Here is a 16,981-nt window from a genome sequence, read left to right as displayed (position 1 = left end):
GTCCGCGCGATGCCCTACTTCAGACCGTCGAGCAGCTCGTCGACGCCTTCCGGCGTGAGCTTCTCGTGGTAATGACCGTTGATGACCACGACCGGCGCGCCGCAGCACGCGGCGACGCATTCTTCCTCGCGCTTGAGGAACACGCGGCCGTCGGCGGTGGATTCGCCGAGCCTGCAGCCGAGCTTTTTTTCCGCATGCGCAACGAGATCCTCGGCGCCGTTGAGCCAGCAGCTGATGTTGGTGCAGAAGGCCACGTTGTTGCGCCCCACCTGCTCGGTCTCGAACATCGAGTAGAAGGTCGCCACCTCGTAGGCCCACACCGGCGGCAGATCCAGATACTTGGCGACGCCGGCGATAAGCTCGTCGCTCAGCCAGCCGCCGTTCTGTTCCTGCGCCGCGAACAGGCCCTGCAGCACCGCCGACCGCTTGCGGTCTTCGGGGAACTTGGTCAGCCAGTGGTCGATGTGCGCGCGCGTGTCGCCGCTGAGCACGACCATCGGGTCGACGTTGCGGGCGTTCTCGAAATTGCCGGTCGCCTTCATCGGTCGACTTCTCCGAACACGATGTCATAAGTGCCGATCATCGCCACCACGTCGGACAGCATGTGCCCGCGCGTGATTTCGTCCATCGACGAGAGATGTGCGAACCCGGGCGCACGGACGTGGAGCCGGAACGGCTTGTTCGCCCCGTCGGACACCAGGTAGCAGCCGAACTCGCCCTTCGGCGCTTCCACCGCGCTGTAGGTCGCGCCCGCGGGCACGCAATAGCCTTCGGTGAAGAGCTTGAAGTGGTGGATCAGCGCTTCCATGTCGTCCTTCATCTCCTCGCGGGACGGGGGCGACACCTTGTAGTTGTCGAGCATGACCGGGCCGGGATTGGCACGCAGCCAGGTCACGCACTGCTCGATGATCCGCGCCGACTGGCGCATCTCGAACATCCGCACCAGATAGCGGTCGTAGCAGTCACCGTTGACGCCGACGGCGATGTCGAAATCCACATCGGCATAGCGCGCGTAGGGCTGGGTCTTGCGCAGGTCCCATTCGATGCCGGACCCACGCAGCATGGGTCCGGTCATACCCCAGGCCTTGGCCTGCTCCGGCGGAATGACGCCGATGCCGACGGTGCGCTGCTTCCAGATCCGGTTGTCGGTGAGCAGGGTCTCGTACTCGTCGACACGACTCGGGAAATCCTTGGCGAACGCCTCGAGGTAGTCGAGCATCGAGCCTTCGCGCCACTTATTGAAGCGCTTGAGCTTCTCGCCCTTGCGCCAACGCGACTCGGCGTACTTGGGCATCTGCTGCGGCAGATCGCGATAGACACCGCCCGGACGGTAATAGGCGGCATGCATACGCGCACCCGACACCGCCTCGTAGACGTCCATGAGCTCCTCGCGCTCGCGGAACGCGTACAGCATCACCGCCATCGCCCCAAGATCGAGCGCATTCGAGCCCACCCACATCAGGTGGTTGAGGATGCGCGTGACTTCGTCGAACAGCGTGCGGATCCACTGCGCACGCTCGGGCGCCTCGATCCCCATCAGGGTTTCGATCGCGCGCACGTAGGCGTGCTCGTTGCACATCATCGACACGTAATCCAGGCGGTCCATGTACGGCACCGACTGGTTGAACGGCTTGGACTCGGCGAGCTTCTCCGTGCCCCGGTGCAGCAGGCCGATATGCGGATCGGCGCGCATCACGGTCTCGCCGTCCATCTCGAGGATCAGCCGGAGCACGCCGTGCGCGGACGGATGCTGGGGGCCGAAATTGAACGTGTAGTTGCGGATCTCCTGCTTCAGGACCTCGGCGCTGGGCGTCGAATTGGCCTGGTGCAGCGATGTGGTCGGGACGGCGCTCATCGTTTGGCACCCTCCGCCGGCTGCGTCTGTTCGCGACGGGCGCGCTGCTCGCCGTCGGCGGTCGCATAGCGCGCATCGTCGCGGATGACGCGCGGCACGCCGACACGCGGTTCGACCGAGGTCACGGGTTCGTAGACGACGCGCTTGCGCTCGGCGTCGTATCGCACTTCGACATTGCCGATCAACGGGAAATCCTTGCGGAACGGATGACCGACGAAGCCGTAGTCGGTCAGGATGCGGCGCAGGTCCGGGTGGCCTTCGAAGATCACGCCGAACAGATCGAACGCCTCGCGCTCGAACCAGTTGGCCACGGGCCACAACCCGGTCAGCGACGAGATCACCGGCAGGTCGTCGCTCGGCGCGAAGCAGCGCACCGCGACGCGGCGGTTGTGCTGGATCGACAGCAACTGCGCGACCGCGGCGAACCGCTGCTGCGGCATCGGGATCGCGGCATCGCCGCCCGGGGTGGCCACCTGGCGGCTGGGCGACTCGCCGAAGCGGAAGCGGCCCGGGCCACAGCCTTCGACGCCACGGCTGAACCCCTCTGACGACACGCTGGTGTCCCACTCGTCGCTGCCGTAGCCGAGGTAGTCCACGCCGCACAGGTCGACCAGCGACTCGAAGCCGAACTCGTCGCGCAGCACGCGGCAGACCTCCAGCCAGTCGCCGGCGGTGGTGACGGTCACTTCGCCGCGCGGCAACGCGATCGCCACGTCGGCGTCGGCGAAGCGCGCGCGCACGCGGGCGGCGAACGCGGTCGCCGACTCTCGAACGGGTTGCTCACGCATCGCGAAGCCCTGTCTTGGTCTCGCCGAAGTTGGTGGCGCGGCGGATCTTCTTCTGCAGCTGCAGGATGCCGTAGGTCAGCGCCTCGGCCGTGGGCGGGCAGCCCGGAACGTAGATGTCGACCGGCACGATGCGGTCGCAGCCGCGCACCACGGAATACGAGTAGTGATAGTAGCCGCCGCCATTGGCGCAGCTGCCCATCGAGATGACCCACTTCGGGTCCGGCATCTGGTCGTACACGCGGCGCAATGCAGGCGCCATCTTGTTGACCAGGGTGCCCGCGACGATCATCACGTCGGACTGGCGCGGACTGGGCCGGAACACGACGCCGTAGCGGTCGAGGTCCAGGCGCGCGGCGCCGGCGTGCATCATCTCCACCGCGCAGCAGGCCAGGCCGAAGGTCATCGGCCACATCGATCCGGTACGCGCCCAGTTGAGCAGCGCATCGGAGCTGGTGGTGACGAAGCCGCGTTCGAGCAGCGGATTCTCGCCTTCCGGGCGCAGGATGTCGTCCACGCGGCCATCCGGCAGCGGGTTGTTCATCAGGCGCGCGACGGTCTGGTTCACTCCCATTCCAGCGCTCCCTTCTTCCACACGTAGACGAAGCCGAGCAGCAGCATGCCGGCGAAGATGCCCATCTCGATCAGGCCGAGCACACCGAGTTCGCGGAACACGGTGGCCCACGGCACGATGAAGATGATTTCCAGATCGAAGACGATGAACTGGATCGCGATGAGGTAATAGCGCACGTCGAACTGCATGCGCGCGTCCTCGAATGCCTCGAACCCGCACTCGTAGGGCGACAGCTTCTCCAGCGTCGGGCGCTTAGGCCCGAGCAGGTTGCCAATGACCAGCAAGGCGATGCCGATCCCCGTGGCAACGATCAGGAACAACAGGGTCGGCAGATATTCGGCCAGCACGCGGATGTTCTCTCGGCTACTGCCGCACGACGCGGCCATGGCTCGGCGCCACGGGCGCCGCACTTAGCGAAGCAATCGAACGCTTCACGCACATCGGGCGTATGGCCGAAACGGCACTACGCCCGATCCGTGCAATTGTACGTTTACAGAACTGGGGAGTAAACGATTCCCCCTGTCGCGACCGCGTCTGCACGGATTGTGCGGCGCGCATGGTTCGCACGTGCCCGCCGGATTCTCCGGACACGAAAAACCCCGCTTGCGCGGGGTGCTTCGTCGGAGCGGCCTGACTGCAGGTCGCCCGCGTTCTCGATGGTGCCCAAGGGGGGACTCGAACCCCCACGACCTAAGCCGCTACCACCTCAAGGTAGTGCGTCTACCAATTCCGCCACCTGGGCAAATCTCGAAACCCGTTCCGGATGCGCCTTGGCCCGTCCGGGAGCCGCGCATTGTAGTCGGAATCAGTTCGTCTGGGGAGCCTCTTGCGACGATTCCTGCACCGGCGCCGCATCGGGCGGCGCGGGCACCGCGGTATCCGCGGCAGGGGCAACCGGAACCGTGCCGGCTGCGGGCGCCTGGGGCACGGGGCGGTCGCCCGGCGCGACGACGGGCGCTGCCGGGGTGGTCCGTCCCATCACACCGAGGTCCATGTCCATCGCGTTCGGGTTTGCCCGGTGCATCGCGTACCAGGCCATGAACAGGGTGATCGCGAAGAACGTGATCGCCAGCCACTTGGTGGCCTTGGACAGGAAATTGGACGAGCCGCGCGCACCGAACACGGTGGCCGAGGCGCCGCCGCCGAAGCCGGAACCGGCCTGGGCGCCTGCGCCGCGCTGCATCAGGATCAGGAAGATCAGCGCGATGGCGATGATCACGAACAGCACGTTGAGGACAGTCAGCAGCATTGCGTGGGCGCTCGGGGTGATATCGGTCCGGGTGGAAAGCCGGCTGCGCAGGTACTCAGCGGGCGGCCGCGGCGGCGATGGCGAGGAAATCGCCGGCCGCCAGGGCGGCGCCGCCGATGAGTCCGCCGTCGACGTCGGGCTGCGCGAAGATCGCGGCGGCGTTGTCGGGCTTGCAGCTGCCGCCATACAGCAGGGGCAGCGAATCGGCAATTCTAGCATCGTGCCGCGCCACCACGCCACGCAGGAACGCATGCACCGCCTGGGCCTGCTCGGGGCTGGCGGTCAGCCCGGTGCCGATCGCCCAGACCGGTTCGTAGGCCACGATGGCACTCTCGAAGGCGGCGATTCCGGCGTGGGCGATGACGGCCTCGATCTGCCGTGCAATCACCGCCTCGGTGTCGCCGGCCTCGCGCTCCGCGCGGGTTTCGCCGACGCAGAGCACGGGCACGAGGCCCGCCGCGCGGGCCGCCGCGAACTTGCGCGCCACCAGCGCGTCGTCCTCGGCGTGGTACTGGCGGCGTTCGCTGTGCCCGACCAGGGCATGGGTGGCGCCGACATCGGCCACCATGGCCGCGGCCACCTCGCCGGTGTAGGCACCGGACGCATGGGCGCTGATGTCCTGCGCACCGACTGCGAGGCCCCGGCGTGCCGCGTCCTCCGCCAGCAGCGGAAGATAGGGGAACGGCGGCAGCAACAGCAGGTCCACCCCGTCGCCGGGATGCCCGTCCGCGATGGCGGTGGCCAGCGCCGCGGCGAAATCGCGGCTGCCGTGCAGCTTCCAGTTACCGGCGACGATCCTGCGGCGCATCGGGGTCTCCTCGTGTCGAACGGGGCACGAGGATAGCCGATGCGCCCGCGCCCCCCGTCGGGTGGCGCTACAGTCCGGCGGAGACCTCACGGAGACGGACGGTGGACACGACGGGCTATGCGCTGGTCACCGGGGCATCGAGTGGCATCGGCACCGCGATCGCGCGTGCGCTCGCCGCGCACGGGGTGCCGCTCGTCCTCACGGCGCGCCGGACCGAACGTCTCGAGGCGCTGGCGGCCGAGCTGCGTGCCCGTGTCGAGGTGCAGGCCGTGACCGCAGATCTCGCCGATCCGGGCGCCGTCGCGGCGCTGGTCGAAGGGATCGAGACGCGCGGGGTCAGGGTCCGCATGCTGGTCAACAACGCGGGCTACGGGGTGCCGGGCCGCTTCGATGCCGTCGACTGGACCCGCCATGCGGCGTTCCTGCAGGTGATGGTGACCGCGGTCTGCGAGCTGACCTGGCGGCTGCTGCCGTCGATCCGGGCGTTTCCTGACGGCCGCATCCTCAACGTCGCCTCGTTTGCCGGACTCATGCCCGGATCCCGCGGCCAGACCCTCTACGGCGCCGCCAAGGCGTTCATGATCCGCTTCAGCGAATCGCTGGCGCAGGAGAACGCCGACCGCGATCTGCGGGTGACGGCGCTGTGCCCGGGGTTCACCCGCTCGGAATTCCACGACGTCACCGGTACGCGCGCGATGATGGATCGCCTGCCCGCGTGGGCGTGGCTGGACGCCGATGCGGTCGCGCGCGCCGGACTCGACGCGCTCGAACAAGGACGTGTGATCGCGATTCCAGGATGGCGCTATCGCCTCCTGCACGGACTCACGCGGCATCTCTCCGACCAGCGCCGTCTCGCCCTGATGGCGCGCAATGCCTCGAAGATCCGCCGCTCCGACTGACGCGACACGGGCACCGGACTCCGCGACCGGGCCACCGGCCGATCCACGCCGCGTGGTCACGGCGCTTCTGCCACACAGGTCCACGGCGTGCCCTACGCGCGGGCGGTCCATCCGCACGAACGGCCCCACGCGGGCGCCGCTCCAAGCGCGGACGGCGCCCCGACTACTTCAGCTTGATCTCGCGCAGGCGCTCCTCGAGATACCCCTGCGCGGTGATCGGCTCGGGATAGCGGCTGGGATTGTCCGCCGTCACCGTCGAGGGCAGTACGTCGATGACGAAGTCGGGATTGGGGTGCAGGAAGAACGGCACCGAATAGCGCGGCTGGCGCGCGGCTTCGCCCGGGGGATTGGTCACCCGGTGCGTCGTCGAGGGATACACATGATTGGTCAGGCGCTGCAGCATGTCGCCGATGTTGACGACGATGGTGTCGGCGTCCGAGGTGAACGGCACCCACTCGCCCTGCTGGGACCGCACTTCCAGGCCCGCGGCACTGGCGCCGACCAGCAGCGTGATCAGGTTGATGTCCTCGTGCGCGCCTGCACGGACGTTCGGGATGTCGTCGGCGGTGATCGGCGGATAGTGGATCGGCCGCAGGATCGAATTGCCCTGGTCGGTCTTGTCGACGAAATAGTCCTGCGGCAGGCCGATGTGCAGCGCCAGCGCCGAGAGCACCTTCGAGCCCAGCGCGTCGAGCGTCTGGTACAGGCCGTAGCCGTGCTCGCGGAAGCCCGGGACCTCGCTCGGCCAGAGATTCGGCGGCATCACGTCGCGGTACTTCGAATCGTCCGGAATCTCGCGACCGATATGCCAGAACTCCTTGAGATCGAAGTGCTGGGCGCCCTTCGCGGTTTCGACGCCGAAGGCGGTGTAGCCGCGGGCGCCGCCGCCACCGGCCACGTGGTAGCGCTGCTTGGTCTCGTCCGGCAGCGCGAAGAAGGCCTTGAACACGGCGTAGGCGGCGTCGATCTGCGACTGCGGGATGCCGTGGCCGTTGATGCCGGCGAAGCCCCATTCGCGGTAGGCGGCGCCGAGTTCGGCGACGAAGGCGTCGCGGTCGGTGTCGAAGCGGCGGATGTCGAGGGTCGGAATACGGGCGGTCATGGCGGTCTCTGGAGTCACGCGGCCGCCGCGCGCACGGCGTCGGCCAGTCGATCGAGGGTGGATTGCATCAGGTCGGCGTCGTCGGCTTCCACGGTCACGCGGACCACGGGCTCGGTGCCCGACGGGCGCAGGAACGCACGGCCGCGGCCCTGGACCTCGCGCTGCGCCTCGGTGAGCGCCGCGAGGACTCCCGGAGCCTGGGCCGGTTTCGCATCGCCCGAGTAACGCACGTTGACGGTCTTCTGCGGGAGTTTGCCGAGGCCGTGCAGGGCCTCCTGCAGCGAGATTCCGCGCCGGCGCAGCACCTCGAGCACCTGCAGGGCGCTGATGATGCCGTCGCCGGTGGTCGCGCGGTCGAGACACAGCAGATGCCCCGAGGTCTCGCCGCCGAGGATGCCGTCGTGTTCGAGCAGCATCTGGTGGACATGGCGATCGCCGACCTTGGCACGCAGGAAGCCGATACCGGCCTCGCCGAACGCGCGCTCGAGGCCGTAGTTGCTCATCAGCGTCCCGACCACGGGCCCGCGCAGGCGACCCTGGCGGTTCCAGTCGCTGGCCAGCACGTACAGCAGGTCGTCGCCGTCGCGCACGATGCCGTCCGCATCCACGAACAGCACACGGTCGCCGTCGCCGTCGAACGCGATACCGAGATTGGCACCGCTCTGCCCCACCCGCGCGGCCAGCGCGGCCGGATGGGTCGAGCCGACGCCGTCGTTGATGTTCACGCCATTGGGCTCCGCGCCGATCACCTCGACCTGCGCGCCGAGCTCGCGCAGCACGATCGGGCCGACCTGGTAGGTCGCGCCGTTGGCGCAGTCGACGACGATGCGCATGCCGTCGAGGTCGAAGCCACGCGGCACCGAGGCCTTGCAGGCTTCGACGTAGCGGCCGACCGCATCGCGGGTGCGGACGGCCTTGCCGAGCTTCTCCGAGGCGACGGTGTGGAAGGGCTGCTCCAGCGCCGCCTCGATCGCCAGCTCGCTGGCGTCGTCGAGCTTCTCGCCGTGGGCGCTGAAGAACTTGATGCCGTTGTCGTGGTGCGGGTTGTGCGAGGCGGAGATCACGATGCCGCCGTCGGCACCGAGCGAGCGGGTGAGATGCGCCACGGCCGGTGTCGGCATGGGGCCCATCAGCTGAACGTCCACGCCCGCGGCCACCAACCCGGCCTCCAGCGCCGCCTCGAACATGTAGTTCGAAATCCGCGTGTCCTTGCCGATCAGCACCTGGGGCCGGCGCCAGTCGCTGCCGCGTGCGCGCAGTGAATGCCCGTAGGCATTGCCCAGACGCAGGACGAAGTCGGCGGAAATCGCGCCTTCGCCCACCCGCCCGCGGATGCCGTCTGTGCCGAACCAGCGCCGGCTCACGCCGCGGCCTCCACCCCGGGCTGGCGCATCATCAGCGCCATCAACCGTGCGATGCGATCGCGCAGTTCGCGCCGGTCGCAGATCTGGTCGATCGCGCCGTGCTCGAGCAGGAATTCGCTGCGCTGGAAGCCCTCGGGCAACGTTTCGCGCACCGTCTGCTCGATCACGCGCGGGCCGGCGAAGCCGATCAGCGCTTCGGGCTCGGCCATGTTGATGTCGCCCAGCATCGCGAACGATGCGGAAACGCCGCCGGTGGTGGGATGGGTCATCACCGAGATGTAGGGCAGGCCTGCAGCGCGGAGCCGGCCGAGCGCCGCCGAGGTCTTGGCCATCTGCAGCAGCGAGAACAGGCTCTCTTGCATCCGCGCACCGCCGCTGGCGGAGAAGTTCACGAAGGGACAGCCGATCTCCAGCGCGCGCTCGGCGCCGCGGGTGAAGCGCTCGCCGACCACCGACCCCATCGAGCCGCCCATGTAGGCGAAATCGAACGCCGACGCGACGATCGGCCGCGTCTTGAGCAGGCCTTCCATCACCACCAGCGCATCGCGTTCGCCGGTCGCCCGCTGGGCCGCCTTGATCCGGTCGGCGTACTTCTTCTGGTCCTTGAACTTCAGCACGTCGGTCGGACCGAGATCGCCCGCGATCTCGCGGCCGGAGCCTGCATCGAGAAAGGTCCTGAGGCGCGCGCGCGCGCGGATCGGGCGATGGTGGTTGCACTTCGGGCAGACCTCGAGGTTCTCCTCGAGTTCCGGGCCGTAGAGCACGGCGCTGCAGCGCTCGCACTTGTCCCACAGGCCTTCGGGGACGCTGCGCTTCTTGACCGCGGCCGCATCGGTGCGGATGCGCGGCGGCATGATCTTCTGCAACCAGGACATGGGCGTATGAGGCTCCCGACGACCCGTACGGGGCCGTGAAGCGCGGAAGTGTAACCGACCGCCGGCAGGCGCCCGGCCTGGCCCCGGACCCGCGGTCAGCCGGCGTCGAGGGCCGTGCGCAGCGGCGCCAGAAACGCCCGTGCCCGGGCCGCGGCCTCGTCCGCGCTCGCGGCCCCGTCGAGCGTCTCGACCAGCGCGCTGCCGACCACCACCCCATCGGCGTCGACCGCCATGGCCGCGGCGCTGGCCGCGTCGCGGATGCCGAAGCCGGCCACGACCGGTGCGCGGCTGGCCGCCCGCACCGTCCGCAGCCGGGCCGAGGCCCGGACGGTGTCGAGCCGGTCAGCGGCGCCGGTGACGCCGGCGAAACTCACGTAATACAGATAGCCCTGCGCGCCGGCACACAGTGCATCGATGCGCGCATCGGTGGTCGTCGGCGAGGCCAGCAGCACCAGCGCGATGCCGGCACCGTCGAAGGCCACGCGGAATTCGTCGGCTTCCTCCGGCGGCAGGTCGACCAGCAGCACGCCGTCGACGCCCGCCTCCGCCGCCTGCCGGGCGAAGGCTCCGGCGCCGCGGATGTCGACCGGATTGAGATAGCCCATCAGCACCACCGGCGTGGCGTCATCCTGCGCGCGGAAGGCGCGCACCGCATCGAGCACGTAGGTCACGCCCGCACCGCGTCCCAGTGCGCGCTCGGAGCTGCGCTGGATGGTCGGGCCGTCGGCCATCGGGTCGGAGAACGGCACGCCCAGCTCGATGACGTCAGCGCCGGCCTCGACCAGCGCATGCATGACCGGCACCGTCGCCTCGAGTGACGGATCGCCGGCGGTGAAGAACGGAATCAGGGCCTTGCGGCCGTCTTCACGGAGCCCGTGAAATCGGGTGTCGATACGGTTCATTGGGGTCCGGGTCGAAGAGGCGATGGGCGATGCGGTGCGGAGCAGGGCTGCACCAGGCTTGGTCGCGGACGTCCGGGCGCCCACGGGCAACCTGCGATCGGGCTGGTTGCCGCTGCGGCGCTCCGGGACCCGACGCCGGTGTGATCGAGGACCCGCCCGACACGCAGGGCCCGGCCCGTCGCCGCGTCCCGCCCGTCGAGGTGTTCCGCTTCGGGCCCGCCGGGGGTCTGCGGATGCGCCGGAGCGCCGGCCGGCATGCGCACGAGGCACTCGCGATGCCACATGTCCAGGCGGATCTCGGACGGCGTGCGAACGCGACGCGCAGGGTCCGCGTCGTCGCGCGCTTCGACGCGTGCGATCCGACCCGCGATCCCCGTCGAGATCCGCTGGAGAGACCGCAGCCGCAGTGACGCGCGATCGATGTGCGGAGACGCCGCCTCCGGGCAGGGATCGGCCGACGGGGCCGGAGCGAACGCAGGACGGACATGCGCGCCGCCCATCCGGTGGAGCGCACGGAATCCGGGCGTGCCTCGCAGGCGGGCGTCCGGGCCGGCTCTTCCCGCTGCATGCACGACCGACGAGCGCGCAGTCGCCACGAACCTGCGCTCCGCACCGCCCGTGCATGCCGGTGCAGGCCGCGCGGCCGAGACGAAGACGTGCCCGCCCATCGCGCTCACAACACCAGACCTTCCCGGCCGGCGATCGTGTGCACGTCCTTGTCGCCGCGGCCGGACAGGTTGGCGAGCACGATCGCGTCCTTCGGCAGCTCGCGGGCGAGCTTGATCGCCTGCGCGATCGCGTGGCTGGATTCGAGCGCGGCGAGGATGCCCTCGGTCTTCGCGAGCTGGTGGAACGCGGCCAGGGCCTCGTCGTCGGTGATGCCCACATACTGCGCGCGGCCGGCGTCGGCGAGGAAGGCATGCTCCGGCCCGACGCCCGGATAGTCGAGGCCGGCGGAGACCGAATGGGTTTCGGTGATCTGGCCGTCGTCGTCGCAGATCACATAGGTGCGGTTGCCGTGCAGCACGCCCGGCCGGCCGGCGGCGATCGAGGCGGCGTGGCGCCCGGTCTCGATGCCGTCGCCCGCCGCTTCGGCGCCGACGATGCGCACGCCCGGATCGTTGAGGAACGCGTGGAACAGGCCGATCGCATTGCTGCCGCCGCCCACGCAGGCGGTGATCGCATCGGGCAGCCGGCCGTACTCCGCCAGCATCTGCGCGCGTGCCTCGCGGCCGACGATGGCGTTGAAGTCGCGGACCATGCGCGGATAGGGGTCGGGCCCGGCCACGGTGCCGATGATGTAGAAGGTGTCCGCGATGTGGGTCACCCAGTCGCGCATGGCCTCGTTGAGCGCATCCTTGAGCGTCGCCGAGCCGCTGGTCACCGGCACCACCGTCGCACCCAGCAATTGCATGCGGTAGACGTTGATCTTCTGCCGCTCGATGTCGGTGGCACCCATGTAGACCACGCATTCCAGACCCAGGCGCGCGGCGACCGTGGCGCTGGCCACGCCGTGCTGGCCGGCGCCGGTCTCGGCGATGATCCGGGTCTTGCCCATGCGGCTGGCGAGCAGGGCCTGGCCGACGGTGTTGTTGATCTTGTGCGCGCCGGTGTGGTTGAGGTCTTCGCGCTTGAGCAGGATGCGCGCGCCGCCGACGGCATCACTGAGCCGCTCGGCGTGATAGATCGGGCTCGGCCGGCCGACGTAATGCGCGAGATCCTTGTCGAAGGCCTGCTGGAACGCGGGGTCGACCCTCGCCGCGTCGTAGGCGGCTGCGAGTTCGGCGATCGGCCCCATCAGGGTCTCGGCGACGAATCGGCCGCCATAGCGGCCGAAGTGGCCGCCTGCATCGGGCCAGGCATGGAAATCGGAGACGGGCAGCGCGGACATGGCGGTCGACGGCAGAGCGTCGCAGTGCGGAGAGGCAGGCACTGTAACGCACAGGTCGGCGCATCCATTAGCGATAAGATCGAGGTGATCCGTCAGGAAATCTCACATATGCCGGCCCCACCCCTGCCTCCGCTCAATGCGCTGCGCGCGTTCGAGGCCGCCGCGCGCCTGGGCAGCCTCGTCCGCGCGGGCGACGAACTGCACGTCACCCACGGTGCCGTGAGCCGCCAGGTGCGAGTGCTGGAGGAAGCGATCGGCGCGCCGTTGTTCGAGCGCGCCGGCCGCGGTTTGCGCCTGACCGATGCCGGCGCGCGTCTGCGCGACGCAGCGGCCGGCGCGTTCGACCAGTTGCGCAGCGCGATCGAGACGATCCAGCGCAGCGGCGGCGACAGCGCCCTGGTGCTCGGCTGCCCCGGCAGCCTGCTGGCACGCTGGATGATTCCCCGGCTTCCACGACTGGCGGGCGAGTTGCCGACGCTGACGCTGCATCTGGCGCCGCACGAGGGCGCGTTCGCGCCGTCCCTCGCCGGGCTGGACGCCGCGCTGCTGATCGGCAGCGGCCCTTGGCCGGCGCCCTGGCGTGTGCGCCGGCTCGCCGTCGAGCGGATCGGCCCGGTGCTGAGTCCAGGCCTGCCCGACGCCGCGCGCATCGCCGCGCTGTCGGCACCCGCGCTGCTGCGCGAGGCGGTGTTGCACACCGCTTCGCGTCCACAGGCATGGCCCGCCTGGGCAGCGCGCGCAGGTGCCGCAGGCATCGAGCCACGACTCGGCACGGGATTCGAGCACCTCTATTACCTGCTGGAAGCCGCAACGGCCGGCCTGGGGGTCGCGATCGCTCCACAGGAGCTGGTGGCCGACGACATCGCTGCCGGACGGCTGCTGGCGCCCTGGGGCTTCGTCGACACCGATGCGCACTGGGTGCTGGCGACGCGGCGGGACGACGACGACGCACGGTTCGAGCCGCTGGCTGGCTGGCTGGCGCAGCAGCTGGGCTGAGTCTGCGCGCGCGCTCGACGCTCCCGCCGGAGACGGGCTTGCCCGCCGATTCGGTATCGCCGGCCATCCGCCGTGAACCGGAGCCGCGATCGCTGAGCGGCCGGGTGCGTCGCGCGCGCCCGGGGCGCGCAGGGCGCGCGATCGTGGCCTGCCACGCCGCCTGCGCAGCGCTGCGTCCGGCCTGCACCCGCGGCTGCGCCTGCACGCGGGGGATGCAGAGCGGCTGCATCCGGCCTGCCCGGGATCCGGCGGCGACTGCTCGGACGGCGCAGGCACCAGGCGGGTGTCGGCCCGCCATCGCGCCGGGTCCGATGCGGGCCGCCCAAGGGCGACGGCCGCCGCCGCCAAGTTCGGCAACCCGCGCGCGGATCAGACGCGGCGCACCGCCTCCACGAAGGCGCGCATCCGTGCGGCATCCTTGATGCCGGGCCCGGACTCGATGCCGCTGGAGACATCCACGCCCGTCGGCGCTGCGATCGCCACGGCCCGCGCGACGTTGTCACCGTCGAGCCCGCCCGCCAGCCAGAACGGCCGGTCGAGCGCGCGCGGCAGGGACCGCCAGTCGAAGGCCAGGCCCCCACCACCCGGCTCGCCGGCCGCGTGCCCGTCGAAGAGGAAGGCTGCGGCACCGGGATAGGCCGGCAGCGAGGCCAGCGCGGCGGCCGGATCACCGCCCATCGCGATCGCCTTCCAGTACGGCCGTCCGAATCCGCGGCAGAAGGCGTCGTCCTCGGCGCCGTGGAACTGCAGGATGTCCGGCGCCACCGCATCGACCACCGCGGCCACGTCCGCGGCCGGCTGGTCCATCACCAGCGCGACCACCCGCACGTGGGCCGGCACACGCGTACGCAGGGCGTGGCCTGCCTCGAGCCCGAGACGCCGGCTGCTGCGCGGCGCGAACACCAACCCGATGCAGTCGACGCCGAGCGCGATCGCCGCGTCCACGTCCTGCGCGCGCGTGAGCCCGCAGAACTTGATGTGCGCTGGGGCCCCGTCGCTCACGGCGGCAGCGTCACGCCGGCCGGAAGCCCCCACTCCGGCGGATACAGCGGGCCGAGGAACACCAGTCCGGCGGCCGGCGCGGTCGGTCCGGCCCGGGTGCGATCGCGCTCGGCCAACAGCGTCGCGATCCAGGCCTCGTCCTGCGCCCCCGCGCCGATCTCCAGCAGCGAGCCGACGATGTTGCGCACCATGTGGTGCAGGAAGGCATTCGCCTGCACTTCGACCACCACCTCGTCGCCGATGCGCTCGACGGAAATGCGCTGCAGGTCGCGCCGCGCGTGCGGAGCCTGGCACTGGGCGCTGCGGAAGGCCGAAAAATCCTGTTCGCCGACCAGCGCCTGTGCAGCACGGTGCATCGCACCGGCATCCAGCGGCCGCAATTCCCAGGACAGGTACTGGCGATGCAGCGCAGGGCGCACCGCGCGGTTGAGGATGCTGTAGCGGTAGTGCCGCGCGCGGGCGGAGAAGCGCGCATTGAATTCGTCGGGCACCGGCTGGCACCAGTGCACGCACACCGAGGGTGGCAGGTGGGTGGTGGTTCCGAGCATCCAGGCGCGCGGCGTGCGGACGGCATCTGTGTCGAAATGCACCACCTGGCAACGCGCATGCACGCCGGCGTCGGTGCGTCCGGAGCAGGTGGTGGCCACCGGATGCGTGGCGATGCGGCCCAGCGCGGTTTCCAGCGCGGCCTGCACCGACTCCTGCCCCCCCTCGCCGGCCTTGCTCAGGCGCTGCCAGCCGAGAAACGGGTTGCCGTCGTACTCGACGCCCAGCGCGAGACGCATCGCGGCGGGATCAGCCGAGGGTGCGCAGCAGCTGCGCCGCCTCGTCGCGCGCGGCGGTGTCGTCGCCCGCCGCCACTTCGGCCAGCAGCGTACGCGCGGTCGCGGTGTCGCCGAGATCGAGATAGGCACGGGCCAGCTCGAGACGCTCCACGCCTGCCGGCAACTCCGGCGTCTCGAGCGCAGCCGTCGTCGCGGCATCCTCGTCGCGCGCGCGGGCAACCGCGGCCCCGTCGTCGACACGTCCGCCGGCGGGCGCAGCCGGAGCGTCCGTCTGCGCGAGCGCGACCTGCACGGGCACCGGCGAGACGCGGGTCGCGGCGCCTGTCCCTGCGTGCCAGGTCGGACGCACGGCCGATGCCGGTGCGGCGACGGCGGGTGCCGGTTCGGGAACGGCGGCCACCGGCGGCGGGGGCGCGGCGAATGCAGGTGTCTCGGCGGGGGCCGCAGTGACAGGGGAGGCGGTGCGCGGCATGCCGGCGGCGAGGGCGGCACTGTCGAAGCGACGCTGCGGCGCGCTCGCCGGAATGCGAACGCGTCGTCCGAGCACGAATGCCAGCGCAGCGACGACGAGCAGCGCGAGCCCGAGCCAGATCCACGGAAACGCACCACTCGCCGCCTGCTGCTGGTTGCTCGTCTCCAGACGCTGCTGCGCTGCCGCCAGGTCGGCGTCCTTGAGCGCGATCAGCTGCTGCTGTTGCTGCTGCAGCGCTTCGAGGTCCGCCAGGCGCGCCTTGAGTTCCTCGATTTCAGCCGTGCGCGCGGCCAGCGATTCGTTGGCCTGTTGCAGTTCCTGACGCAGCATGTCTCCTCCGGCACCGGCGGCGATGCCGGATTGGCTGCCCGCCGGCTGGCTGTCGCTGGCGGGCGGTGTGATTTCGAGCCGCGCGGCCGCGGTACGGGGGGCAGGACCGGCCGCTGCGGTCGCGTCGGCGCCCGATGTCTCGGCCGTGGGCGTCGCGGGCTGCGGCGCCGGCCGACGCATGTCACGCCATTGCCCGACCTGCTCGCGAACCACGGCATTGGCCTCGGCCGCGCTGAGTTCGTTCCATTGGTCACGGGGCGGTACGCGCAGCACCGCCCCCTGGCGCACCAGGTTGAGGTTGCCGCCGATGAAGGCATCGGGATTGGTGCGCAGCAGCAGCAACATCGCCTGGTTGACGCTGATGCCGGCCTCGGCCGCGATCGGCGCGGCGATGCCCGAGAGCGTCTGCCCGGCCTGCACCGGCGGCAGCTCACCCGGCGTCGCGACCGGCTGCGCCGGTGCGGGCCGCGGCGCGGACGGTGCGGGTGGCTGCGCGGCGACCGCATCGGGCGTGGGCGGCGCATCGTCGGGGCGGGCCTCGCCCGGAGGCGCCGCAGGCGCGGTCTCCGGCGCGCGTACGATCGTGGCCGGCGGTGCGGCCACCGGCGCCTGGATCGACGGCTGCGCCGGTGCGGCCAGGGTGTCGGGCACGGCGACGAGCGCGGAGTACTCGCGCACCAGGCGACCTTGCCCCCAGTCCACCTCGACCAGAAAGGTCAGCGATTCCTGCTCGACCGGCGCGCTGCTCGTCACCCGGATCACCGGACGCCCCCGCGGATCCAGCGCCACGCTGAACTGAAGATTCGAGACCAGACCCTGCGGCGGCTCGAGGCCGATGCGCGCGAAGGTCTCGGGCGAGGCCAGCCGCGCCTGCAGCTCGCGCAGCTCGTCCGGATCGCTGGAGACGATGGGGATCTCCGCCAGCAGCGGCTGTCCCTGCTGCGAGCGGACCTCGATACGGCCCAGTCCCAGCGCCAGCACCGGCCCGGCAAGCGCCAGCAACGCGCCTGCGAGCAGCAGGCGCGGCACGATGCGCGCCATGATTTTCCCCGTCGTCATCCGGCGACTGTAGCGGCGCGGCATCCCGATCCG

17 protein-coding genes and 1 tRNA gene are annotated in these 16,981 nt (G+C 70.5%); 2 read left to right on the top strand and 16 right to left on the bottom strand.

The window, feature by feature from the left end; all coding sequences use genetic code 11:
- Positions 1-14: 14 nt before the first annotated feature.
- The 8 genes from nuoE to tpiA form a co-directional block, all read right to left on the bottom strand.
- Complete coding sequence (nuoE, locus tag H0E82_RS13970) at positions 15-542, bottom strand: NADH-quinone oxidoreductase subunit NuoE (protein WP_180546047.1); 528 nt, start codon at positions 540-542, stop codon at positions 15-17.
- On the bottom strand, positions 539-1,855 hold the full coding sequence (locus H0E82_RS13965; RefSeq protein ID WP_180546046.1) for an NADH-quinone oxidoreductase subunit D: 1,317 nt from the start codon (positions 1,853-1,855) through the stop codon (positions 539-541). The genes nuoE and H0E82_RS13965 overlap by 4 nt, the downstream gene beginning before the upstream one ends.
- A complete protein-coding gene (locus tag H0E82_RS13960) occupies positions 1,852-2,643 on the bottom strand; it encodes an NADH-quinone oxidoreductase subunit C (protein WP_180546045.1) in 792 nt (263 codons plus the stop codon). Before H0E82_RS13960 ends, H0E82_RS13965 begins: the two co-directional genes overlap by 4 nt.
- The gene (locus tag H0E82_RS13955; protein WP_180546044.1) at positions 2,636-3,214 is read right to left on the bottom strand and encodes a NuoB/complex I 20 kDa subunit family protein; all 579 of its coding nucleotides are present in this window, start codon (positions 3,212-3,214) and stop codon (positions 2,636-2,638) included. The genes H0E82_RS13960 and H0E82_RS13955 overlap by 8 nt, the downstream gene beginning before the upstream one ends.
- Positions 3,205-3,561 carry an NADH-quinone oxidoreductase subunit A gene (locus tag H0E82_RS13950; protein ID WP_180546580.1) on the bottom strand — a complete coding sequence of 119 codons (357 nt, stop codon included), beginning with the start codon at positions 3,559-3,561 and terminating at the stop codon, positions 3,205-3,207. The genes H0E82_RS13955 and H0E82_RS13950 overlap by 10 nt, the downstream gene beginning before the upstream one ends.
- 310 nt (positions 3,562-3,871) lie before the next feature.
- Positions 3,872-3,956, bottom strand: a tRNA-Leu gene (locus tag H0E82_RS13945).
- 63 nt (positions 3,957-4,019) lie between these two features.
- Positions 4,020-4,463 carry a preprotein translocase subunit SecG gene (gene secG, locus H0E82_RS13940; protein WP_180546043.1) on the bottom strand — a complete coding sequence of 148 codons (444 nt, stop codon included), beginning with the start codon at positions 4,461-4,463 and terminating at the stop codon, positions 4,020-4,022.
- 55 nt (positions 4,464-4,518) lie between these two features.
- Positions 4,519-5,271, bottom strand: coding sequence for a triose-phosphate isomerase (gene tpiA / locus H0E82_RS13935; protein ID WP_180546042.1), 753 nt, complete (start codon positions 5,269-5,271; stop codon positions 4,519-4,521).
- A 101-nt stretch (positions 5,272-5,372) separates the two neighbouring features.
- Between tpiA and H0E82_RS13930 the strand changes: the two genes are divergently transcribed.
- Complete coding sequence (locus H0E82_RS13930) at positions 5,373-6,170, top strand: SDR family NAD(P)-dependent oxidoreductase (protein WP_328797044.1); 798 nt, start codon at positions 5,373-5,375, stop codon at positions 6,168-6,170.
- 163 nt (positions 6,171-6,333) lie between these two features.
- Here the strand turns inward: H0E82_RS13930 and H0E82_RS13925 are convergent, their stop codons facing one another.
- The 5 genes from H0E82_RS13925 to trpB form a co-directional block, all read right to left on the bottom strand.
- A complete protein-coding gene (locus H0E82_RS13925) occupies positions 6,334-7,272 on the bottom strand; it encodes an isopenicillin N synthase family dioxygenase (protein WP_180546041.1) in 939 nt (312 codons plus the stop codon).
- 14 nt (positions 7,273-7,286) lie between these two features.
- Positions 7,287-8,636, bottom strand: coding sequence for a phosphoglucosamine mutase (gene glmM / locus H0E82_RS13920; RefSeq protein ID WP_180546040.1), 1,350 nt, complete (start codon positions 8,634-8,636; stop codon positions 7,287-7,289).
- Positions 8,633-9,511: an acetyl-CoA carboxylase, carboxyltransferase subunit beta gene (gene accD / locus H0E82_RS13915; RefSeq protein ID WP_180546039.1), complete on the bottom strand. Its 879-nt coding sequence runs from the start codon at positions 9,509-9,511 to the stop codon at positions 8,633-8,635. Before accD ends, glmM begins: the two co-directional genes overlap by 4 nt.
- Before the next feature lie 95 nt (positions 9,512-9,606).
- The gene (gene trpA, locus H0E82_RS13910; protein ID WP_180546038.1) at positions 9,607-10,413 is read right to left on the bottom strand and encodes a tryptophan synthase subunit alpha; all 807 of its coding nucleotides are present in this window, start codon (positions 10,411-10,413) and stop codon (positions 9,607-9,609) included.
- Positions 10,414-11,086: 673 nt separating this feature from the next.
- A complete protein-coding gene (gene trpB / locus H0E82_RS13905) occupies positions 11,087-12,304 on the bottom strand; it encodes a tryptophan synthase subunit beta (RefSeq protein WP_180546037.1) in 1,218 nt (405 codons plus the stop codon).
- Between the two features lie 108 nt (positions 12,305-12,412).
- On the opposite strand from trpB, the gene H0E82_RS13900 reads away from it, so the two are divergent.
- Entirely contained in the window at positions 12,413-13,300 is an 888-nt protein-coding gene (locus tag H0E82_RS13900; RefSeq protein ID WP_180546036.1) for a LysR family transcriptional regulator, read from the top strand.
- A 369-nt stretch (positions 13,301-13,669) separates the two neighbouring features.
- On the opposite strand, the gene H0E82_RS13895 is transcribed toward H0E82_RS13900, so the two are convergent.
- The 3 genes from H0E82_RS13895 to H0E82_RS13885 are packed head-to-tail and all read right to left on the bottom strand — an operon-like array spanning position 13,670 to position 16,948.
- Positions 13,670-14,302 carry a phosphoribosylanthranilate isomerase gene (locus tag H0E82_RS13895; RefSeq protein ID WP_180546035.1) on the bottom strand — a complete coding sequence of 211 codons (633 nt, stop codon included), beginning with the start codon at positions 14,300-14,302 and terminating at the stop codon, positions 13,670-13,672.
- Positions 14,299-15,087, bottom strand: a complete 789-nt coding sequence (gene truA, locus H0E82_RS13890; protein ID WP_180546034.1) for a tRNA pseudouridine(38-40) synthase TruA — start codon at positions 15,085-15,087, stop codon at positions 14,299-14,301. Before truA ends, H0E82_RS13895 begins: the two co-directional genes overlap by 4 nt.
- 10 nt (positions 15,088-15,097) lie before the next feature.
- Positions 15,098-16,948, bottom strand: coding sequence for a FimV/HubP family polar landmark protein (locus H0E82_RS13885; RefSeq protein ID WP_235974322.1), 1,851 nt, complete (start codon positions 16,946-16,948; stop codon positions 15,098-15,100).
- Between the last annotated feature and the right edge of the window lie 33 nt (positions 16,949-16,981).

This window comes from Luteimonas deserti (genome assembly GCF_013425765.1).
In the GTDB taxonomy this organism is placed as follows: Bacteria; Pseudomonadota; Gammaproteobacteria; order Xanthomonadales; family Xanthomonadaceae; genus Luteimonas; species Luteimonas deserti.
This window is presented reverse-complemented; position numbering and strand designations above follow the sequence as displayed.

Coding starts and splice junctions, on each gene's coding strand:
- accD (WP_180546039.1), bottom strand. CDS start 9,511: ATGTCCTGGTTGCAGAAGATCATGCCGCCGCGCATCCGCACCGATGCG.
- trpB (WP_180546037.1), bottom strand. CDS start 12,304: ATGTCCGCGCTGCCCGTCTCCGATTTCCATGCCTGGCCCGATGCAGGC.
- secG (WP_180546043.1), bottom strand. CDS start 4,463: ATGCTGCTGACTGTCCTCAACGTGCTGTTCGTGATCATCGCCATCGCG.
- nuoE (WP_180546047.1), bottom strand. CDS start 542: ATGAAGGCGACCGGCAATTTCGAGAACGCCCGCAACGTCGACCCGATG.
- H0E82_RS13900 (WP_180546036.1), top strand. CDS start 12,413: ATGCCGGCCCCACCCCTGCCTCCGCTCAATGCGCTGCGCGCGTTCGAG.
- H0E82_RS13960 (WP_180546045.1), bottom strand. CDS start 2,643: ATGCGTGAGCAACCCGTTCGAGAGTCGGCGACCGCGTTCGCCGCCCGC.
- trpA (WP_180546038.1), bottom strand. CDS start 10,413: ATGAACCGTATCGACACCCGATTTCACGGGCTCCGTGAAGACGGCCGC.
- H0E82_RS13955 (WP_180546044.1), bottom strand. CDS start 3,214: ATGGGAGTGAACCAGACCGTCGCGCGCCTGATGAACAACCCGCTGCCG.
- tpiA (WP_180546042.1), bottom strand. CDS start 5,271: ATGCGCCGCAGGATCGTCGCCGGTAACTGGAAGCTGCACGGCAGCCGC.
- H0E82_RS13885 (WP_235974322.1), bottom strand. CDS start 16,948: ATGACGACGGGGAAAATCATGGCGCGCATCGTGCCGCGCCTGCTGCTC.
- truA (WP_180546034.1), bottom strand. CDS start 15,087: ATGCGTCTCGCGCTGGGCGTCGAGTACGACGGCAACCCGTTTCTCGGC.
- H0E82_RS13925 (WP_180546041.1), bottom strand. CDS start 7,272: ATGACCGCCCGTATTCCGACCCTCGACATCCGCCGCTTCGACACCGAC.
- H0E82_RS13965 (WP_180546046.1), bottom strand. CDS start 1,855: ATGAGCGCCGTCCCGACCACATCGCTGCACCAGGCCAATTCGACGCCC.